Raw genomic sequence first — 21,154 nt, 5'->3', positions numbered from 1 at the left:
AGGAATAATAGATGGCACGTTGTCACTTACATAAATTTGGTGGCTCCAGTTTAGCGGATGCCGATTGTTATCGTCGAGTCGCCCATATCCTGTTAACCCACGGTCATAGTGATGATCTCGTGGTGGTCTCTGCGGCGGGTAAGAGCACGAATTTCCTGTATAAATTATTAGCGCTGCGTGATGCGGGTCAGCTATGGCAAGAAGAATTACAAGTGCTGATCAGTTACCAACAGGGGTTGATTGAGCAGTTGTTGTCGAATGAACAAGCCCGCGATCTGCGTGAGCGTTTGGCCACTGATAAAGCGCAACTGATCAGCTTGTTGTCCTTAGATGAGCGCAACGAATACCAAATTAACCATGTGGTGAGCTTTGGCGAACGTTGGTCGGCACGTTTAATGGCGGCGCTGCTGCGCGAATCTGGCGTGGCGGCAAGCCATGTGGATGCCTGTTCAATTTTAGTGGCCGATGAAGCCGCTGTGCCACAAATTCGGGTACAAGAATCCCGCGCTAAAGTACAAGCCCTATTAGCCGCGCATCCCAATGAACGCTTAGTGATCACAGGTTTTATCTGCGCTAACGAGCGTGGCGATACCTTGTTACTTGGCCGTAATGGTTCAGATTTTAGCGCTAGCCTGATTGCTAGTCTCGCCGATATCGAGCGCGTGACCATTTGGACCGATGTGGAAGGGGTGTTCAACGCCGATCCTAATAAAATCAACGATGCCAAGTTACTGAAAAGCATGTCACTTGCCGAAGCCGATCGCCTAGCGCGTTTAGGCTCGCCAGTATTACATTCGCGCACTCTGCAGCCTTTGTTTAATACCGAAGTGAGTTTAGCGGTACGCTCAAGTTATGCATCCCACACCGACTTTACCTTAATCGCACCCCACAGTTCGTCGGCGAGCGCGCCTGTGGTGACTAACCTCAATGCAGTTGTCCTGTTCGGCTTTAAACTCACAGGGGAGTTAACTCGTTTATTAGATTTATTGATTGCCGCGGGTTTAACGCCATTGGCCCATTGGACCTCTGCCCATCAAAGGGTTGAACTTGCCTATACCGCTGAGAATCAAAAACAAGTTCAAAGATTACTCGATGCTGAGGCAGAAGCATTAGGGATCAGCGAGCAGCAGATCAACACAGATTTTGGTTTAGTCGCATTAGTAAGTGCCGACGCCGAACATTATCGCCGCAGCTTCGCGCGTTTACTGAGCCGTGATGCTAAACCTTTGTTCAGTGGCGATTTAAGTTTAGTGACGTTAGTGCCCCAGTCACAGGTGAATCTGTTAACCCAAAAAGTTCACCGTCGCTGCGCTGGCCCGCGTAAACGCATTGGCGTCCTGCTGCTCGGTGTGGGTAATATCGGTGAGGCTTGGATCGATCTGTTTAAGTCGGTTTCACCCTCACTAGACCATGAACTCGAAGCCAGTGTTGAGTTAGTCGGTTTAGTCAGTTCGAGTAAAGCCTTGATTAAATCCACTGGGATTAATCTTGCCGCGTGGCAAACAGAGTTTAATACTGAAGCAACGCCTTGGCAGTATGAACATTTATTCGAGCAATTAGAGCAAGTTAATTGCGATGAGCTGGTGGCCTTAGATATCAGTGCCAGCGCCAGTTTGACGCTGCAATATCCAGAACTGTTCGAGCGTGGCATCCATGTGGTGAGCGCGAATAAACTTGCGGGCTCGGGTCCACTGCCTTTCTATCGAGAGTTAAAGCAGCAACTGGGTAATCGTCGTTTGTTTTGGCGCTATAACGCCAGCTGTGGCGCTGGTTTACCTATCCAACATGCGCTAAATGATCTGCGTAACAGCGGTGATAGCGTTGAAGCGGTGGGCGGGATTTTCTCCGGCACCTTGTGTTGGTTGTTTGAGAAATACGATACTAGTAAGCCATTTTCAGAATTAGTGATTGAAGCCAGAGGCTTAGGTATTACTGAACCCGATCCTCGCGACGATCTCTCCGGCCGCGATATGCAGCGTAAACTGCTTATCTTAGCCCGTGAGATTGGCCTTGAAATCGAGCTTGAAGATATTGAACTGCGTTCACTCGTGCCAGCCGCTTTGGCGGATATTCCCTTAGATCAATTTCTCACCCGCATTGCCGAGTTAGATGCCGATCTGCTGCAACAGTATGGTGCGGCGGCGGAGCAAAATAAGGTGCTCAGATATGTGGCATCCTTAGACAACAGCGGCCCAGAGCTCAAGGCCGAGGTGGGTTTGCAGTGGATTGATACCCATCACCCTTACGCCAACTTAACCCCTGGTGATAATGTGTTTGTGATCCGCAGTGTCTTCTACCAAGGTAATCCGCTGATCATCCGTGGACCGGGCGCTGGACGCGAAGTGACCGCGGCGGCAGTGCAGTCGGATCTGACTCAGATCTGTCGCGATCTGCTGCAGGAATAACGCAATATCAAGCCTCTTAAAGGACTCATTCGAGTCCTTTTTTATTGGCTAGAATAAATCTATCGAATTAACCGAGATTAAATGCGGTTTAGGGACATTTTTGGGCTTGACTTACATCTCAGTTTCTCTAGTATATGGACATATAGACGTCCAAACGTCCATTTGAACTAATTCATACTAGCAAAGAGTAGCGCCAAGGGCGGTTGAGGAAATACACATGGCTTTTCATCACGCACAACATTCACAATCGCTGAACCAGAGCTTGTCTGAGCTTAATGGCGATATTAATGTTTCTTTTGAGTTTTTCCCGCCATCGACCCCCGAAATGGAACAGATACTGTGGAACTCTATCCGTCGTTTAGAGCCGCTGAATCCTAAGTTTGTGTCTGTGACTTACGGTGCTAACTCTGGTGTTCGCGACCGCACCCATGGCGTGATTGAACGTATCCAACAGGAAACCGACCTCGTTGCCGCGCCGCACTTAACCTTAGTGGATGCCAGCGATGAAGAGTTATTAGAACTGGCTAAGCATTACTGGAAGTCGGGCATTCGTGACATAGTGGCACTGCGGGGTGATTTACCTGCGGGCAGCCCAAAGCCAACCCGTTTTGCGGTCGATTTAGTGCGTTTACTGCGCTCTGTGGCTGACTTTGATATTTCAGTTGCGGCCTATCCAGAAGTGCATCCCGATGCGAGTAATGCACAGGCGGATTTGATCAACCTCAAGCGCAAGATTGATGCGGGCGCCAGCCGTGCTATTACCCAATTTTTCTTCGATGTGGAATCTTACCTGCGTTTTCGTGATCGCTGCGTTGCCGCCGGTATCGACGTTGAAATTGTGCCGGGCATTTTACCTGTGACTAACTTTACCCAGCTAAAACGTTTCGCGGGCATGACCAATGTGTCGTTACCGAATTGGTTACATAAGCAATTCGACGGCCTAGAAAACGATGCGGGTACACGCCAATTGGTGGGGGCAAACGTGGCCATCGACATGGTGAAAGTGCTGTCCCGCGAAGGCGTGAAGGATTTCCATTTTTACACCTTAAATCGCGCCGAATTGACCTACGCGATTTGCCACACTTTAGGCGTGCGTCCTAAATAAAACCTTATAAAATAAGCTAATAAAAACGCCGCAGAGAATGCGGCGTTTTGTTTTGTTTAAATTCTAAATTGAGCTAATAAAGTTGTTAAACGGGCTGCGAGTTGGGCAAGTTCATCGCCAGCGCGTGCAGTTTGTACCGCACTATCTGTCGCATTGGTCGCAATATCATTGATGTTATTAACATTTTTATTAATTTCTGCCGAAACCGCACATTGCTCATTTGCAGCGCTGGCGATCTGGATATTCATCTGGCTAATGGTGGAAACCGCATGGGTAATGGCTTCGAGTGCTTCACCCGCTTGGTGAACTTGGGATACACAGCTTTGGGTGGTGCGGGTGCTGGTTTCCATCGCATTGACTGTAGACTTAGCTTTATGCTGAAGCGCTTCGATCATCTGCTGAATTTCCGTCGTAGATGCTTGAGTGCGGCTCGCCAGAGTGCGTACTTCATCGGCAACGACCGCAAATCCTCGACCTTGTTCTCCCGCCCTTGCGGCTTCAATTGCCGCATTGAGTGCGAGTAAATTAGTTTGGTCGGCAATATTACGGATAACCACAAGTACAGAATCGATTTCAGCGGTATTACGCTCTAATTCATTGATTTCACTCGCTGCTGTGGCTATTTCCTCGGCCAGTATGGCGATAGTGCTTACCACTTTTTGTACAACCAATTTGCCTTGTTCGGTTGAGTCATTGGCATGATTGGCGGCATCGGCCGCATCGGTAGCGTTATGGGCAACTTCTTGTACTGTTGCGGCCATTTCATTCATTGCGGTGGCAACTTGCTCAGTTTCGAGGTGCTGACGACTCGCCATCTTCTGGGTTTCCCGCGTAATGCTCGACATTTCTTCAGCAGAGGTGGCGAGCAGGCTTGTTGAGTCGGCTACGTGAGAAACTGTGTTGTGGATTTTTTCTACAAAGCGGTTGAATGCCATTGATAATTCAGCAATTTCATCCTTACCTTTTATCGCGATTCTGCGGGTTAAATCGCCTTCACCTTCAGCGATATCATTCATGGCTTGGGTGGTTTCAGCGATAGGGCGAGTAATCCCTTTGGCAATAAACCAAGCAATGGCAGTTCCAATGACCAGAGCCACTAAACCGATAAGGATCAACTTAAGGCGAATATCCGCTATCGCTTGTTCTGAATGGGTTCTATCTATCGCAATATCGAGTACGCCAAACACGTTTCCTGAGTAATCTTTTATGGCGTGGCGATACAGGGCGTAGGTTTTGTTATTTAAGGAAATAGTGCGTATGACTTCATGGCCTTGCATGACGTTATTGAGTTCATCTGTCGCTTGGGTATCAGGCGTGAATGTAGCGCCAAATAACTTGTACCCTGAACCATCTGGCAAGATGAGGGCAATTTCTGCTTGATAGGCTTGTTTAAAATTATCAAAAAAGGGTTGACCGAAGGACATGCCAAACTCAACTGAGCCAGTGTGTTGTCCGTTGTAAGTCATTGGAACTAAACCACGAATACCTAATCCTTCCACTCCATATTCCAAGCCATAAAGAGGGCGCTTTTGGCTATTTGTTTCAACTATGGTCTTGCGTATGCTGGTGAGATCATCGCCAAATTTTTCGGGACGATGCAAGCGTAGAAAAGAAGTGGCAGGTGGCCTATGAAATTGGAATTGCTGAACCGCAAAATCGCGCTTTAGTTGAGTAAATATAGGTAAGGTACGGGCGGTGAGTTCATCACGTTCACCTGTTGCAAAGGTGCTTTGAACTTCTGGCGTGAGTGAGATGATGGTTGCCATTGCTTCGGCTAATTTGCCCGATGAGGCTATCTCGGCAACAGCGGTTTCATAGATCTTATGGAGTTCTCTTTGCTCGGATTCTGCAACTTGGCGACTGAATTCAGAGAGAACGAGCGGCATGATAAAGCTCATTACTGTTAACAGTAATAGACAGATCCCAATAACGATCCTCGTACTAATTTTTAGATTTATCAAAACAGCCTCCAATTCATGTGCAAATCAACTCAATTTATCCGTTTGATATTATAGAGATACAACTTGATAAGATTTGAGAGGGCGCGAACCTTTTTAAGTTATTTATTCCCTCTTACGCTCGTTTCGTGCCCTTGGACACAGATCTATTTGTGACCTAAATATTTACTTAGCCTGCTAACTAAGTATAATGATTAGCACGCTAACTAAGTGGGTGAGCAAGATGCAAAAAGAATTAGAGCGACTAAAAGAGTTATCACTGGCGGAGCATTTAGGTCGTCTGCATCGACTGTGGCGTACCGTGGCCGATGTTGAGCTAGCACCTTTAGGATTAACTCATCCCCGTTGGACTGCCCTATGGAAACTGTTGCGTTTAGGCGACAGTGTTAGCCAAAAAGTGTTGGCCGATGCCTTAGAAATTGAATTGGCTTCGCTAATGCGCACCTTAGGGCAATTAGAAGAGCAAGGTCTAGTCGAGCGTCATTGTTGTGACAAAGATAAGCGAGCAAGAATTGTGAGCCTGACGCCAGCGGGATTAGATGTTTTAAAGCAAATGGAAGCGCGGATTATTCAAGTGCGCCGTGAGTTATTAGGCGGGATCAGTGCCGAAGAGTTGAGCGAATTTGAACGCATTATTAGCCTGATCAGCGACAACGCCAGCGCCAAATTAACCAAGGTTACAGACACCCTTTTGTGAGAAAGAAGATGACACCGGATCAACAGTTTGCCCGTTTAGTAAAATTTGCCATGTTTGGCTTTGTGATGGTTTTTGGCTATTTCATGCTGGCCGACACTATGATGCCATTGACGCCTCAAGCCATGGCGACCCGTGTAGTGACTAAAGTGACACCGCAGATCAGCGGTAAAATCCAGACCATAGCCGTGACCAATAACCAAACGGTTGCCAAGGGCGATTTGTTGTTCCAAGTTGATCCCGCACCCTATGAGTTAGCGGTATCGCAAGCTAAATTGGCCTTAGAGCAAGCCCGTCAAGATAATGCTGAGTTAGATGCCTCGCTACTGGCCGCTAAGGCCGAGGTCAATGCCAATAAAACCACCTCACAACAAAAACGCAGCGAGGCTAAACGTCTCGATGCCTTGTATGCCACCCATGGCGTATCGCAGCAGCAAAAGGAGCTAGCCGATAGCGATGCCGCAGCTGCTGAAGCCAATTTGCTTGCCGCCAATGCGCGTTTAGAAAAACTCAAAGTGAGTCGTGGCAGTTATGGCGAAGAGAATCTTAAAGTGCGTCAGGCGCAAAACCATTTAGCTCAAGCCGAGCTTAATCTGTCTTATACCCAAATACGTGCTGATCAAGATGGGATAGTGACTAACCTGCAGTTAGAAGTCGGTAGTTTTGCGACCGTGGGGCAACCTCTGTTAGCCGTGGTATCGGATAAAGTGGATATTATTGCTGATTTTCGTGAAAAGAGTCTGCGTGGAGTCAATGCTTCTTCGACCGCTTTGATCGCGTTCGATGGCGAACCTGGGCGTTTATATTGGGCGACGGTGAGCAGTGTCGATGCGGGCGTGAGTGCTGGGCAATTCGATGCCAATGGCCGTTTAGCCGCGCCGCAGGAATCGGACCGTTGGGTACGTGATGCCCAAAGATTGAGATTACATCTAGTGTTAGATGGTATGGCAATGAACAGCTTACCTGCGGGTGCGCGCGCGACCGTGCAACTGCTGCCCGAGAATAGCCTGTTTAGCTTGCTCGCTAAGGTGCAGATTAAAGCAATCAGCCTGCTGCACTATATTTACTAGCCTATTTACTAGCCTATTTACTAGCCTATTTACTAGCCTATTTACTAGAATGTTTACTAGCGTATTTACCAGCATATTTATCGGCATATCCATTAGTACTTATCTGTGTTGACGAGCACAAGTGACTCGCGGTGGTTTGTATTTGCCACTAGTCGCTTGAGTGAAAGCTTCAAAGCAACATAAGTGTGAACGCAGCATAAGCCAGCTAAACATCCTCATTTAATGTATCGATAGAACAAGGCGACGAGCATGTTACTACGCCATAGCCCATTGACGGCCAACGATTTACGCCAGTGTTTACGGATTGCGACTGGCGCGACCTTAGGTTTTACCCTGTGTAAAATTTTTGGTTGGAGCAATGGAGTCTTCTTCACTGTGACACCTATGCTACTACTCGGATTAGTGCCAGTGATGAATGGTCATGCTATGCGCCAATTATTAGCTTCATCTGCCATGGCTGGGTTAGAGGTTGGGTTACTCGGCGGTTTCTTTGGCAGCCATCCCGGTATGATGACTCCCATCGTTTTCCTATTATTTTTATACCGCTTTGCGGCCATGTCCCGCGGCAGTTTGTTTCTCTTTGGTGCCAACGGTGTGCTGAGTCTCAGTATCATGCTGCACTTTGCCAGCTATCCAGGGGTTGACTTAAACGACTTAGTTTTCAGTAACTTTTGGGCGACAGCACTTTCAGTTGTTATCGCCTACGCTATGACGGCACTCTGGCCCGATGTTGAACCAAGAGCGGCTTACAAACCTGGGCCTAAGGCGCCGCATCGAATGCGCCACGAAGCCTTGCTCGGCGCGACCATAGCGACGGCATCGTTTCTGGTGTTCCAAATATTTGATCTGCGGGATTCGATGTCGGCTCAAGCGACCACTCTTTTGCTATTGTTTCCCATGCATTGGAATGGTGCACTCGACTATGCCCGTAAGCGCGCCATAGGCACCCTGTTGGGTGTGTCGTTTGGGATACTCGTGCAGTTGCTGCTCTATGATTGGTCTGGGTTATTGATGTTAGTTGTCCCCTTGTTGTGGATTGGACTGATGATTTTTAGCCAAGCCCATGTGCGCGAGGCGAATGGCTCTGGCGTGGGTTTTGGTGCTATGACCACGTTAGGGATTTTGTTTGGGCAGTATTTGACCCCAGGTAACGACTTAATCTTCAGTGCCTTATACCGAGTGAGTAGTATTTTAATCGCTATCGTTGGCACGTTACTTTTATGCTATTTGATACATAAGTTATTGAATCGTTTCGAATCGACGCGATTTGGTTATTGAGCAGGCCATTAAGTCTTGAAGGCTTGCAGCTTAACCTTGTACAGAGTAAGGTAAATTTATCCCGTTTGAATTGAACAATAAATGACTCTTAATGAATGTTAAGGCTCATTTATTGGCTGTTTTAAAAATGAGCGGCTGATTTTAAAATGGGTTTAGTGTGTGAGCACAAACATAAATAACAATAACCCCTATGCTTTAGAGCTTAATTCTCTTCAAGGATAGAACATGAAGATTAAAACATTAGTCATAGGTTTAACGCTATGTAGCGGCTATGCCGCTGCCGCCGAGCCTTCTGACAAACAATCGATGAACGTTATGCCACAAGCTGCGCAGTTATGTGTGTCTTGCCATGGGGCAGGGGGTGAGGGTATTGAACCACTCGGCCCTCGATTAGCGGGATTATCTAAAGAATATATCTCAACACAATTGCAGCATTTCCAAGCGGGCGTTCGCCAAAACGCGACCATGATGCCGATGGCAATGACGCTCCAAGGTGATGGTATTGAGCAAGTGTCGAGCTATTTTTCAGCAAAGCCTGCCAATGACGTCAAGCCTGTTATCCGCGGTGAACAAGTTGTTTTTAATGACGATACCGCCCGTTTAGCCTATCAAGGTGATTGGTCCCGTGGTTTACCAGCCTGCGTGACCTGCCATGGTCCTTCTGCATTAGGTGGTGGCTTATTTCCCCGCTTAGCAGGTCAACAGGCGAGTTATATCAAAACGCAATTATTGGCGTGGCAGTCGGGAACACGTAAAGGTGACGTCGATGGCATGATGGGGAGCGTCGCGAATAAGCTCACCGTCGCCGAGATTGATGCGTTAGCCAACTACTTTGCGAATTTAAAATAAGGAGCCGGCCATGAAATATTCCGCAATGTTATTACTGGCCGCGATGGGGTCATTAACCGTTCAGGCGCAAGCTGAAACTGAGCCAGTACAAGAACGCCCAGATAAGCAAGCTCCGCTGCCTTCTTTCCCTAAGGTAGCAGATCAAACCTATCTTACCCCTAGACCTTTGAGTGCGATTCCCGAAGGCGCCTTTGGTGACAAAGTGCGTTTAGGTTATCAACTGTTTGTGAATACCCAACAGCTGCGTGATAAGTATGTGGGTAATGAGCTTAACTGTACCAATTGCCATATGGATGCAGGCCGTAAAGCCAATGCATCACCCCTTTGGGGTGCGTATTTTGCTTATCCGGCGTATCGTAAAAAAGACAATAAAGTCAGTAGCTTTGAAGAACGCATCCAAGGCTGTTTTAACTATTCGATGAATGGTAAAGCCCCTGCATCAGGTAGCCCTGAATTAGTGGCGCTTTCTGCCTACGCCTATTGGTTAGGCATGGGCGGCTTGATGGATGAGGCTAATATCAGTGGCCCTGTTCCTGAGATCAGTGATGCTGAGTTAGTCAAAGGTGCCAAGCGGGATGACTTCCCACTACCAGAGGCATTAGCTAAGGCGATGACAGTTGAGCAACGTGCTAACTTGCCGGGTCGAGCTTATCCTGAGATCCCAAAACCCGAACAAGCCTATTCACCTGAACGAGGTAAAGCCGTGTATGTCGCCCATTGCCAAACTTGTCATGGTGTTGATGGGCAAGGTCAAGCCATTGCGGGTGTGTATGCACTGCCGCCGCTGTGGGGACCTCAAAGTTATAACTGGGGAGCGGGAATGCACAGGGTCAATACTGCCGCATTTTTTATCTATGAAAACATGCCCTTCGGTAAGAGTATGCAGCTAACTAACCAGCAGGCTTGGGACGTTGCCGCTTATATCAACTCCCACGAGCGTCCACAGGACCCACGTAGCAAGGGTGATGTAAAGCAAGCGCAGGAGAAATACCATAATGACAGCGATTACTATGGTCTCGCTGTTGATGGCAAAGTATTAGGCACTGAGTCCTATCCTATTTTCCCTAAGAAGTCATAGTTGAGCCGCTGAGATTAAGCGCTCGTGTGATGTTATAAAGCGAGTGAATAAGTTAGACAGAAAAGCCAGCAAGCATTTAGCTTTGCTGGCTTTTTTATTGGTCAAATATGTGTTGGTCAATTCTACTGAGCGCTCTGTGATTTCAGGGTATTAATACTTAGTGGTTTAGCCCGCTAGTATCGGCTTGTCATGGCATTCGCTCGTCGACTCGCAGCCAGTCCATCCTTGGATGCTCGACCGCCCCGTCCATGGGGCGGACGGTCGTCTCGCAAATCACCATGACTCACCTTTCGGACATCAGTGTTAACTGTCGCTTTAAAAGCATACGGAGATTTTCGCTATAAGTGGCTTATTCACTATCTCGAATGTGCAAAACGTATTGAGGGAGTCGAACCCTTTCTACGTTTTCTAAGAAGCTGATTTACGATGGTTTTTTGTCAAATGAAATAAAATATTGTTACACCTTACTGTATCAAATTTTTATTTGAAACAAACTTCAGTAAAGCTCACCCCAAATCACTACCTTGGTTAAGTACATCTAAAATATAAAACAGTCGATAAGCTGACTACCTCACTGTACAATCTAATGGGTAACACACTAATATCATTATGATTACCATATATCATACATACAGAACGATGGTAATTGACGTCAAATATAAGGAAATAACTGTGAACTTGAAGATTCTATTTGGTATGTGTATTGCTGCTGTAAATTTTTCAGCATTGGCTCAACCCACATGTGACGTACTTAGTGACGCTGTTGAGCTTGAGATCAAGAAATCAGCGGCAGTATTTGCCGAAGGCTTTACTGATGACAGCGCACCAAGAGCAACTCTCCGAGAAATGCGCATCGCAAATAGCCTATCACTTGCTCAAATCAATCTTAACATCATGGCACAGAACAAGTGCCCTCCTCGCCAACAGCCGGTAAATCCAATGGACTATCTAACGGATGCTCTTAGTTGTGAGCTTGCACAACAAAAAGGTGAAAAGGACTCACCAGCCTGTGATAAAGGTAATTGGAAGCGCTTAGACGATAAAGCTAGTAGCGTTAAAGAGTAAGATATGTTTAGCCGACGCCGCTTCGCGGCTCGGCTTATTAGGTTCTAATGTTACACAAGCCATTCGGGTCATTCATGTATACGGTCATTTCATTGATTCGAGCGAATGGAGCAAATGAGTTTCTAAGTAAGGCTATTGCAGGCCATAGATCCTCTAAACGAGGAGATGAAATTCATGATAGGTATTCTCATATTTATCTGATTTCAGTTGATAAGTTAAAGCCGTTGTTAGACTCTCTAGATTATGAGACTGATTACTGAGACTTAGAGCAAAATTACTAGGTAAGATTGTTACAAACAAGCACCTAACTGAAAATTTTATCCAAACTCGATTTCTTTGTAAGGATGTTATTGCTGTATTAATATTGTTTTTCGATCTTGCTTGGTAGAAGTTAAGATTGCTGATCCGCCATTTGTTTATCAATGAAACAATATGTTGCCTTTATCACAGTAAAAATAGGAACCAAGTTGTGCAAAATTTGTCAAACACAGTAGACTTACCATTATGGTAAGCGATAGAATCGTCAGCCGACATTTTGGGCCTATCCCTACTAAGGAAACGGGACGTCAGATTAAAGGGCTACGAGGTCCTTTGTATCCAGTTAAAGATGTATTGGATATTCTGACTAAAACGTCTGCGCGTGCATGGTCTATTGGTTGCATTAAAGATTTGCAGAAGTGGGAAATGGATGGAAGTGATGTTGATGATTTGGTTCGTTTAGCTGTCCAATCTGGTAGATATATTGGATCAGAGTGGTGCCAGTCTAAACAAGATGGTCCATGGGCGGCATGTGATGCATATAGCGTCACACTTAAAGAGTGGTCAGAGCATGCTCATAAGGATTTGAGTATTGAGTACTATGTCAAGTTGGCTATCAATAAAATCGGTCAATTAATCCTATTAGCATCTTGTCATCCGTCGGAAAATTGAGAAAGGCGAAATTATGAGTAATCAAGTATGTTCTATTTGTGGCGAAGGCCAAGTAGAAGAGCGTATTGGCGAAAATACTATTGAATACAAAGGTCAATCACATAAGCTACCCTTTTATTACAGCGAATGTGATTGCTGTGGTTCCGAGTTCTCTACTCCAGTACAATTGCGCTTAAATAAGCGATTGATTGTTGAAATTAAAAAAGAGTTTGATGGATTATTGTCTGGTACGGAAGTCCGAGAAATTCGCACTTTATTAGGATTGAATAAAGCTGAAGCTGCAAGAATTTTCGGTGGTGGACCTGTTGCATTTTCAAAGTATGAAGTTGGTGATGTTGCTCAATCAGAAGCGATGGATAATCTGCTACGAGTAGCTAAAAATGTTCCAGAAGCATTTAAGTTTCTTGTCAGCAGATTTACTAGTGAGCATGTAGAGGCTACTTTCGAAGTTAGAAATCAAGCGCCATTCTATTCTAATACTTGGAGAGATACGCCAAATAATGTTCTTGTTATGCAAGAGTTGAAACCCCAAGTTCGTCCGACAAAAGTAAGTACATATGTTCAACCCACTCAGAATACTTGGGTGAATCCATCACAGGCAATGGCCGTATGAATAACGAGAAGTTGCAAAAAGCTATTGATGGCTTAGCTATTTTTGATCTTTATTTAGTTGATAGTGCAGCAAATTCAACAGAGGGGTTCAACCCTAAATATGCTAATTTTGACGAATTAGTTTTACAAACAAAACATATAGTTACTAAGTCAGAAGTGTTTGACAGTACAGATGATAAGAAACTCTTTAGAGTTTTTGTCGAGTTTGGAGGACGGTGGGTCGATGAATCTAATCCGGATAGTAGAACTGATGAATCTGTCGCACAAATTGAAGCTGAATTTGTAGCAGAATACTTGTTGACAACAGAGCTAGACCAAGACTGTTTAGATGCATTTGCTTTGAGAAACGCTAGTTATCATCTTTGGCCGTATTGGAGGGAGTTTTTTGCTTCCCAATGTGAGCGTATGAGATTACCAAGAATTATTTTCCCGACAGTTCAGGTTGCCTCTAATCGTGATGAGAATCTCATAGTCGATTGATACTGATTCAATTGATGGGAAAGCCTCTAATATTAAGGGGCTTTTTTTGTGCTGAATTTAATGTCACTTAATAAATGGCGTGGTCATTAAGTATGCATCTGTGAACACACTTGCTATAGCACAGGAATGCGGTTCACTGAGCCAAATGAATACATCCAAATATCATTTAAGTTAGATAACTTGATGAATACAACCAATTGAACTTTATTGAAACATCCATTGTTAAATTTAGCGACAGGTATACTTGGGAATTAACGAGATTAAGTACTTGCATGGAAGTGACCGTTGGCGGCAAGGATACCGCCGTCGAGCCCTCAGGGATGACTCATTTCTAAATCAAAGTTGGCGTGTCACTGGAGTGCAAGTGCTTAATCTTTTGGAAAATCAGAAAAGGACGCTTTACAGTATCTGACCGATAGAGGCATAGAGAATATCAACATAATGTGTCGAGCCTAGGGTAAACAATGACAATTGATACCAACGCAACTGATGATACAGTTATCTTGCTTTGTGGCAAAGCAACTCAACTTGAGTGGCTAAAAACCGTTATGATCGCCATCTCTAAGAATAAATAACCTATGTTATTTACGAGGATATTGATGTCCAAGTCGTTACAAGATTTAAGTGTTACGGAATCACAAATTTGCCCTCTGTGCCAAGGCGCGAATCAATGTGCTGTGATTGTTGGTAAGGGTATTGAGGACTGTTGGTGCGCTCTGCAAACATTTCCACCTTTGGCCGCCTTGCAAGTGCAAGCATCAGATTCGCCGCTAGGGGTCATCAACCATATTTTACCGTCTGCCGATGCGTGTATTTGCCAAGCTTGTTTAATCCAACTTAAGCAGGGGTTAAGTCTGGGTCAGCTTGCAGAGCAGGATGAAAAAAGCCCATCGAGTGTGAGCGATGGGCTAGGTTATGAGGTGAAATAGCGGGCTGAAGTAATGAGCTATCGATTTATGGTGTAATCCAGTTGCACAGTGGTTTGTGCCTCAACGGCTATACCATTTTCAAACTTGGGTGCGTAACGCCATTTATCTATCATTTTTAGCGTTTCTTTCTCAAAGAGAGCACCACCCTTAGAGGCTAAAATTTCAGGATTTTTCACGAACCCATGTTCATCGACAGTAAATTTAAGCTGAACCCAGCCACTTTTACGTTGCTTAGCATAGGACATTGGATAGTCTGGTACGATACGGAAAATAGGTTGTTGTTCCTGTGCGTCGGCCCAAGGACGCATTTTGCCGATAGCAATACAGTGGGCGGTGGACTCGTCACGCTTTCCTTGGCGCTCATAGAGTTCGACTAAATAAGCGTGGGCACTTAAGGCATAGGGATGGCTAAAGTTAAGGGCTTCAAACTGCTTCACGACTTCTAAAAGCAATGGCATCGCCTTGTCGTCATGCTTTTCTGCATACTCAACGGCACCCACCACATAGGTTGCCTTAACTCTGTCTATGGCGTTCTCTGGTAAAACCTCTTTATAAATATCATAGGCATCGAAGGCATAGCGTCTTACGCTTTTGGTGTATAGCTCTGTATTGGATAAGCGGTTGAAGGCGGCCATTTTTACATCGGCGAGCAGTTTCTTTTTATCGGATTTTTCAGCAATTGCGATAGCAGTAAGCAAATCATTTTTCGCATCTTTGGCTTCAACGGCGGTTTGTGCAGCACCCAGTAAGGGATCGATAAGCTCAAGCGCTTCTTTGCCATAATGAACTTTATAGTTTGCCAGAGCGAGCTGATACAACTCATTTGCCTTCGCCGTTTTTGGCAGATTCTTTTCTGCAAATGGGTAAGGTGCAACTTGCTTTTCTATCGCGCTGGCCCAGTTCATGGCGAGGTTAGCTAAGTCGACACTGTCTTTGGCATATTGGGCTTCGCCGAGTTGATAAGCGGCTTTTGCGCTCGCTTCAATATTTGCAGCATCGCCTTTTTCTACGGCGGCTTTATAGTCACTATAGGCTTTGGTAAAGCTATTTTCTGAGGCATGCACGCTAAGAGAAGTGCCTAAAGTGAGGGCAAGAAGACAGGCGATTGGCAGCGTTTTTCCGTGCGACATTCTATATATCCTTATTATTTATGAATTTAGATGATACATAGGTGTACATTTTGAGGCAAGTTAGTTTGGCTTTTGTTAATGATGCTTGTGGGGAATGCAGATAACTGAGCACTGAGAACTGATAACTAAGAGCTGAGATTGAAAATAAGCGAGCCCAGCTGAAACTGAGTTCGCTTATTTATCAGTGAGTTGTCGTTTTACTCGCCGCAATCACTTAGCCGTGAAAGTCACGGCGAACTGCCCAAGCGCGCCGTATTCAAATTTGCAGATCTGTGCCAATGGCAGATCGAGGACGCCAGCGTAAGAGCCTGTGATCACATATTGCCCTTGAGTTAAGCCAATGCCTTGGGCGGATAAAAAGTTAACTAACCAGTAGAGTCCCGCCTTAGGGAAACCGTTAGGATGAATGGCGGATTTTTGCAGTGTGTCACTTTGCTGGTGCTCGTCATTGGCTATATCAACGCTGAGTTCAAAACAGCTCATTTCTAAACCTTCTTGCGGATTAAGCACTGGCCCTAACCACAGTCCTTGATTGACTAAGCCATCGGCGAGGGCATCAAAATGCGTCGCTTCACAGGGTGTGTGGTAGCGGCTTTTGATCAATTCTAGCGCTAAACGAATGTCACCTAAGGCCTCGTCGATTTCAGTCTCTGTGTAAGGCGTGCTTCTTGGCGGTAAATCGCGAGCAATCTCGAAGGCGAGTTCGGGTTCGACTCGGGCGAGGCCTTTAGTCGATGGATAGAGTGGGCAAGTGGTCGATTGTTGATACACATCATCTTGATAAATAGGCGCTACGACGGTTTTTTCCGCCGTGGGTAATAGGCATTTCCACGCCGCGATAGGATTGTTATCGCTTGCCTTAAATATTTCTGCCACTGTTTGCTGAATCGCGAAGGCCTGTTCGAAGCTGGTTGGCCTTAGTTCTGGGATCAGTACATCGCCGCTCGTGCCTGCTGCGCGGCGCTTGGCTAATTCTTTGGCTGCGGTATTAATATGCGTTTTAACTTGTTCGATCGTGGCGGTAGATAACATTAACTTTCCTATTTAAAGCGTTAGCTTAAAAAGAAGTGGCCTAGAGAGAGTGTGGCAGAAGCCATTTTTATGGGCCAAATATACTCGGTTATTGGCAACGCGGGAAATGCCAATGTTGGCTTTCGGGGTAAATCTGCTGCAGTTGAATCAAGAGTGCGGCCAATATTCCAATTATCGTAAGATGCTGAAACTTGCCTCACATAAGTGTCAGCTAAAGTATCCAATCTAACGCGAATGTTTCCATGATGATTGGCTAGATATTGTGTTGGCTCAGTGCCAGAATGGCTGTCCATTTTGCGGTTTCTACTGGACTCCTCCGTGAACCTTAGCCATAACGCCCCTCAGGCAAATAATCATGCTCAACTCGGGCTCCTGTTCATCTCAGTTGCGGTTTTATTTTGGGGCATGTTACCTATAGCATTAAAGCTCTCGGCGGCCTTTATCGATCCCGTGACTCTTACTTGGTTTCGTTTTCTGGTCGCGCTTTTAGTCAGCATAGTGATCCAATGGAGCGCAGGTAGTCTTAAGCAATTTGCAGCACTCGATGCCAAAGTTTGGTTAAGGTTAGTGCTTGCTGGCATCTTCTTGATGCTCAATTATGTGTCTTTTGTTTATTCACTCGATTACCTCGCACCGGGCGCCGCTCAATTGAATTTCCAGACTTCGCCCTTTTTCCTCGCGTTTGGTGGTGTGTTGTTTTTTAAGGAACGGCTTAATGCGGTGCAACTCAGCTGTTTTGCAACCTTAGCTTTAGGTATGTTGATGTTTTTCCATCCTAATTTAAATTTTTCTGGGGCTAATAATCATCAGGTTTGGATTGGGGTGATGATCATCCAGTTCTCAGCACTGTCGTGGACTAGCTATGCCTTATTGCAAAAATCCTTACTGAATCGTTTGTCGCCCGCGAACGTGCTCTTAGTGATCTATGGCTTAGGTATTTTCGTAATGGCTCCCTTTAGCGACTTTAGTCAGTTTGTCCGTATGGACAGCTTCGATTGGCAGATAGCACTGTTTTGCGCCGCCAATACCTTGATCGCCTATGGCTGTTTTGGCCAGTCGATGAAGTATTGGCCGACGGCGCAGGTCAGTGCCATGTTGGCACTCACGCCAGTATTTAGCTTTAGTGCCACGGCGTTAGTGGTGAGTCTTGGCTGGTGGCCAGAAGTATTTCGCGCTGATGAATTAGATGGTTTATCTCTGCTGGGGATTGGCGTGATTATTGTGTCTGTGATGGTGGTGCAATTGCTGCCTATGTACCGTAATCGTCAGGCGAAGCGTTTGCAGGCTGTCTAACGCATACATTTTATCCATGGGAAAGGCCAGTGATCACTAGACTCAGCGAGTTAAAACTTCAGGATATCCGTGGTGTCATCTTCGATCTCGACGGCACCTTAGCACATTCTAATCCCGATTTTGCTGGGTTGCGGCGGGAGTTGGGGATTCATTCTGGTACGGATATCTTGGCCCATGTCGAGAGTCTGAGTACGGATGAAGCACGGGCTAAGGCGTTAGACATTGTCCATGAGTACGAGAGACAAAGTTCACTCAAGGCCAGTTGGATTGATGGCGCGAGGGAGCTTATCGAATGCCTACGGGCCAAGTCACTGCCCTTGGCTATTTTGACTCGCAATATGCCAGAAGCGGCGCAAATCACTATCGATAAACTCGGCATAGATATCGCACTGGTATTAACGCGCTATGATGCTGAGCCTAAGCCGCATCCCGAAGGTATTCATCTTATTTGCCAGCAGTGGCAACTCGCGCCCGCAGAGATCTTGTATGTGGGGGATTATCTGTTTGATCTGCAAACTGCGCGTAATGCGGGTAGTCACTGTGCCCTCTATTGCCCTGAAACCATTCCCGATTATGCCCACGACGCCGATATGCTCGTTACTTGCTACCATAGCTTTATTGAAGCATGGACAGTTGGCGACTAGGCATTTTTTTGGGCCGTGACTGCATCTTGCTTATCTTGTTTCAGTCCCAAGCGCATGCTATCTAATAAGGCAATTAGCCAGCAGAGGATAAATCCATACATCAGCTTGTCCGCACCATCACGAATGGTTGCCGTGGTTTGCTTGGTCACTTCGGCTGTAATCACGCCTATATCTAGCGGTAAAACACCAGTTTGAATATCAAGTGAGATAAGCTGTGCTACTTGCATGACTTGTTGCAGCATCAGGCCAAGACTCAGTATTGCCAGCACAAAAAACACTAGGGCGCTGCGTTTATGTTGCAGATAGAAATGGCCGCTGCCGGGGGCGACGAAGGCGGATAATAGTCCAGCGGTAAGGGCTTTTTTCATGGGAGTCGATTACTTATACCATTAAACTCTTTGGAGATTAGACACTAAGCTTTATCTTTGCTAAAGGCAAACTAAGACAAAATCAAGCCAACAAAAAAGGAGCCTAGGCTCCTTTTTTAGTCTCTAGCTTAAGCTAGATTAGTCTTCACGTGGTTTACGTGGCTTACGCTCACCGGCAGGTTTGTCTGCACGTGGTTTGCGGTCAGCAAATGGCTTGTCACCAGTAGACGCAGCGCGAGGCTTACGATCACCCGCTGGGCGGTCACCTGTTGGACGATCGCCACGTGGTTTACGGTCACCCGCAGGACGGTCTGAACGAGCACTGCGGCCTGAATCAACAAATACTTGATCACCAGCTTCGCGGATGTTCAATGGCTTGCCACAAACACGTACTTTACGTAGGTGCTGTAACACGTCTTTTGGCATACCGTCTGGCAGGTCAACAGTGGTCACTGCATCATAAAGTTGGATTGCGCCAATGTAACGGCTGTCGATGTTAGCTTCGTTCGCAATAGCGCCAACGATGTTACCCACACCTACACCATTCTCACGACCTACGTCGATCACGTAACGGCACATTTTCAAATCTGGGTTGTCTTTCAACGCTTCAGCTGAGCCTAAGCTGGCTGGCATTGGACGCGGTTCGCGACTTCTGCGTTCACCACGCTCACCACCACGGTCATTACGATCACTTCCGCGGTCGCTACGTTCAGTGCGCTCACTGCGTTCATCACGAACACGTTCTTGAATGGCTGGCAATTGCAAAGGACGTTCTTGCTGAACTTGCTGTAATAATGCAGCGGCTAGCAGATCGGTATCGACTTCTAACTGTTGGCATAATTGAGCAACAGCTTCTTTCATGAAATCTAAATCGCCGTTGATTGTTTCAGCCAATTGCTCACCTAAGCGAGACAGACGACGTTCTGCAACTGTCTCTGGGCTTGGGATTTTCATTGGTGAAATGCGGCTGTTAGTTGAGCGTTCGATAGTGCGCAGCATGCGCATTTCACGGCTCGTTACAAACAGGATCGCCATACCAGTACGGCCAGCACGGCCTGTACGGCCAATACGGTGTACATAAGCTTCGGCATCATACGGAATATCGTAGTTCACAACGTGACCGATACGCTCAACGTCAAGACCACGGGCCGCAACGTCAGTCGCGATCAGAATGTCTAACTTGCCACGTTTCAATTGATCAACCGCACGCTCACGGGCTTGCTGGTTCATGTCACCGTGTAGTGGTGATGAAGCATAACCGCGGGCTTCTAACTTCTCAGCTAACTCAACACATGAGTTACGAGTACGGACGAATATGATTACACCTTCAGTGTTTTCAACTTCTAATACACGTACTAAGGCTTCAAGTTTGTTGTGTTGTGATACTTGTACGAAACGCTGTTCGATTGACTCAACCGTAGTTTGGCTTGATTCGATACGAACATGTACAGGATTACGTAAGTGCTGGTTAGCAACACGCTTAATTTGCTCTGGCATAGTGGCAGAGAATAGTGCCAGTTGGCGTTCGCTTGGCGTGTGCTCAAGGATCCATTCGATATCATCGATGAAGCCCATTTTTAACATTTCATCGGCTTCATCGAGCACTAAGGCTTGTAATGAATCGAGTTTCAAGGTGCCGCGACGCATATGGTCCATAACACGACCTGGCGTACCAACGATAACTTGTGGGCCGCGTTTCAGGGCATTCAACTGTTGTTGCATGCTTTGGCCGCCGTAAATTGGAAGAACGTGGAAATTCTTCATAAATTTGGCATAGCTACTGAACGCTTCAGCAACCTGCACGGCTAATTCACGTGTTGGTGCTAAGACTAAAATTTGCGGTGTAGTTTGGCTGGTAACTTTGTTTAATAGTGGTAACGCGAAGGCGCCAGTTTTACCTGTACCTGTTTGCGCTTGACCTAAAATATCTTTGCCAGCCATAAGTGGATCGATACTGGCTGATTGGATTGGCGTTGGTTTTTCATAACCTAGCTCGTCAAGAGCACGCAACAAATTCTCGGATAGGCCGAGTTCACGGAAAGTTCTTTCATCGGATGACATTGGGTTGTAGCCTTGTGGATGCGCGCGCGAAATGGCGCTAAAGTTTCACAGACAGAAAATCAACCCCGTGTCGATTTCCCGCGAACGACGGATTATAGCAGCATGGCGGCCACTTTACCAATCAGAGTCACGCTATTTAACCTGTTTTCTGCATTTTTTTCGCTAAAACTGAG

At 46.2% G+C, this 21,154-nt stretch carries 19 protein-coding genes; 14 read left to right on the top strand and 5 right to left on the bottom strand.

The window, feature by feature from the left end; genetic code table 11:
• The first annotated feature begins 11 nt into the window (after positions 1–11).
• The gene (locus L5L94_RS18740) at positions 12–2,405 is read left to right on the top strand and encodes a bifunctional aspartate kinase/homoserine dehydrogenase II (protein ID WP_105251321.1); all 2,394 of its coding nucleotides are present in this window, start codon (positions 12–14) and stop codon (positions 2,403–2,405) included.
• Between the two features lie 217 nt (positions 2,406–2,622).
• Positions 2,623–3,510 (top strand): methylenetetrahydrofolate reductase, encoded by an 888-nt coding sequence (metF, locus tag L5L94_RS18735; protein WP_012088154.1) that lies wholly within the window; start codon positions 2,623–2,625, stop codon positions 3,508–3,510.
• A gap of 56 nt (positions 3,511–3,566) precedes the next feature.
• Here metF and L5L94_RS18730 read toward each other — a convergent pair whose 3' ends face one another.
• Positions 3,567–5,468, bottom strand: coding sequence for a methyl-accepting chemotaxis protein (locus L5L94_RS18730; protein WP_263164563.1), 1,902 nt, complete (start codon positions 5,466–5,468; stop codon positions 3,567–3,569).
• Between the two features lie 223 nt (positions 5,469–5,691).
• Between L5L94_RS18730 and slyA the strand changes: the two genes are divergently transcribed.
• The 10 genes from slyA (at position 5,692) to L5L94_RS18680 (ending at position 14,453) form a co-directional block, all read left to right on the top strand.
• Positions 5,692–6,165, top strand: a complete 474-nt coding sequence (gene slyA, locus L5L94_RS18725) for a transcriptional regulator SlyA (RefSeq protein WP_105251323.1) — start codon at positions 5,692–5,694, stop codon at positions 6,163–6,165.
• An 8-nt stretch (positions 6,166–6,173) separates the two neighbouring features.
• Positions 6,174–7,232: an HlyD family secretion protein gene (locus tag L5L94_RS18720; protein WP_131524366.1), complete on the top strand. Its 1,059-nt coding sequence runs from the start codon at positions 6,174–6,176 to the stop codon at positions 7,230–7,232.
• Between the two features lie 249 nt (positions 7,233–7,481).
• Positions 7,482–8,510, top strand: a complete 1,029-nt coding sequence (locus tag L5L94_RS18715) for a DUF2955 domain-containing protein (RefSeq protein WP_113940046.1) — start codon at positions 7,482–7,484, stop codon at positions 8,508–8,510.
• Positions 8,511–8,735: 225 nt separating this feature from the next.
• Positions 8,736–9,359 (top strand): c-type cytochrome, encoded by a 624-nt coding sequence (locus tag L5L94_RS18710; protein ID WP_263164529.1) that lies wholly within the window; start codon positions 8,736–8,738, stop codon positions 9,357–9,359.
• A gap of 10 nt (positions 9,360–9,369) precedes the next feature.
• The gene (locus L5L94_RS18705) at positions 9,370–10,437 is read left to right on the top strand and encodes a c-type cytochrome (protein WP_263164527.1); all 1,068 of its coding nucleotides are present in this window, start codon (positions 9,370–9,372) and stop codon (positions 10,435–10,437) included.
• Between the two features lie 672 nt (positions 10,438–11,109).
• The gene (locus L5L94_RS18700; RefSeq protein ID WP_263164525.1) at positions 11,110–11,502 is read left to right on the top strand and encodes a hypothetical protein; all 393 of its coding nucleotides are present in this window, start codon (positions 11,110–11,112) and stop codon (positions 11,500–11,502) included.
• A 504-nt stretch (positions 11,503–12,006) separates the two neighbouring features.
• Entirely contained in the window at positions 12,007–12,432 is a 426-nt protein-coding gene (locus L5L94_RS18695) for a hypothetical protein (protein WP_263164523.1), read from the top strand.
• A 13-nt stretch (positions 12,433–12,445) separates the two neighbouring features.
• Entirely contained in the window at positions 12,446–13,045 is a 600-nt protein-coding gene (locus tag L5L94_RS18690; RefSeq protein WP_263164521.1) for a type II toxin-antitoxin system MqsA family antitoxin, read from the top strand.
• Entirely contained in the window at positions 13,042–13,524 is a 483-nt protein-coding gene (locus L5L94_RS18685; protein ID WP_263164519.1) for a hypothetical protein, read from the top strand. The genes L5L94_RS18690 and L5L94_RS18685 overlap by 4 nt, the downstream gene beginning before the upstream one ends.
• Before the next feature lie 599 nt (positions 13,525–14,123).
• The gene (locus L5L94_RS18680; protein WP_263164517.1) at positions 14,124–14,453 is read left to right on the top strand and encodes a cysteine-rich CWC family protein; all 330 of its coding nucleotides are present in this window, start codon (positions 14,124–14,126) and stop codon (positions 14,451–14,453) included.
• Between the two features lie 17 nt (positions 14,454–14,470).
• Here L5L94_RS18680 and L5L94_RS18675 read toward each other — a convergent pair whose 3' ends face one another.
• Positions 14,471–15,583 (bottom strand): energy transducer TonB, encoded by a 1,113-nt coding sequence (locus L5L94_RS18675; RefSeq protein ID WP_263164515.1) that lies wholly within the window; start codon positions 15,581–15,583, stop codon positions 14,471–14,473.
• Positions 15,584–15,793: 210 nt separating this feature from the next.
• Positions 15,794–16,615 carry a hydratase gene (locus L5L94_RS18670; protein ID WP_263164513.1) on the bottom strand — a complete coding sequence of 274 codons (822 nt, stop codon included), beginning with the start codon at positions 16,613–16,615 and terminating at the stop codon, positions 15,794–15,796.
• A gap of 318 nt (positions 16,616–16,933) precedes the next feature.
• On the opposite strand from L5L94_RS18670, the gene L5L94_RS18665 reads away from it, so the two are divergent.
• Together L5L94_RS18665 and L5L94_RS18660 are read left to right on the top strand one after the other, a co-directional pair.
• Positions 16,934–17,908, top strand: a complete 975-nt coding sequence (locus L5L94_RS18665; RefSeq protein ID WP_113940039.1) for a DMT family transporter — start codon at positions 16,934–16,936, stop codon at positions 17,906–17,908.
• A gap of 29 nt (positions 17,909–17,937) precedes the next feature.
• On the top strand, positions 17,938–18,552 hold the full coding sequence (locus tag L5L94_RS18660; RefSeq protein WP_263164511.1) for an HAD family hydrolase: 615 nt from the start codon (positions 17,938–17,940) through the stop codon (positions 18,550–18,552).
• Here the strand turns inward: L5L94_RS18660 and L5L94_RS18655 are convergent.
• Both L5L94_RS18655 and L5L94_RS18650 read right to left on the bottom strand, forming a co-directional pair.
• The gene (locus L5L94_RS18655; RefSeq protein WP_263164509.1) at positions 18,549–18,920 is read right to left on the bottom strand and encodes a DUF6677 family protein; all 372 of its coding nucleotides are present in this window, start codon (positions 18,918–18,920) and stop codon (positions 18,549–18,551) included. The genes L5L94_RS18660 and L5L94_RS18655 overlap by 4 nt on opposite strands.
• Positions 18,921–19,058: 138 nt before the next feature.
• Positions 19,059–20,981 carry a DEAD/DEAH box helicase gene (locus tag L5L94_RS18650; RefSeq protein WP_011847889.1) on the bottom strand — a complete coding sequence of 641 codons (1,923 nt, stop codon included), beginning with the start codon at positions 20,979–20,981 and terminating at the stop codon, positions 19,059–19,061.
• Between the last annotated feature and the right edge of the window lie 173 nt (positions 20,982–21,154).

Origin of the sequence: Shewanella sp. SM21 (genome assembly GCF_025654335.1) — a bacterium.
Taxonomy (GTDB): domain Bacteria; phylum Pseudomonadota; class Gammaproteobacteria; order Enterobacterales; family Shewanellaceae; genus Shewanella; species Shewanella oncorhynchi.
Note: the sequence above shows the minus strand (reverse complement) of the source record. Positions and strands in the feature narration are given on the sequence as shown.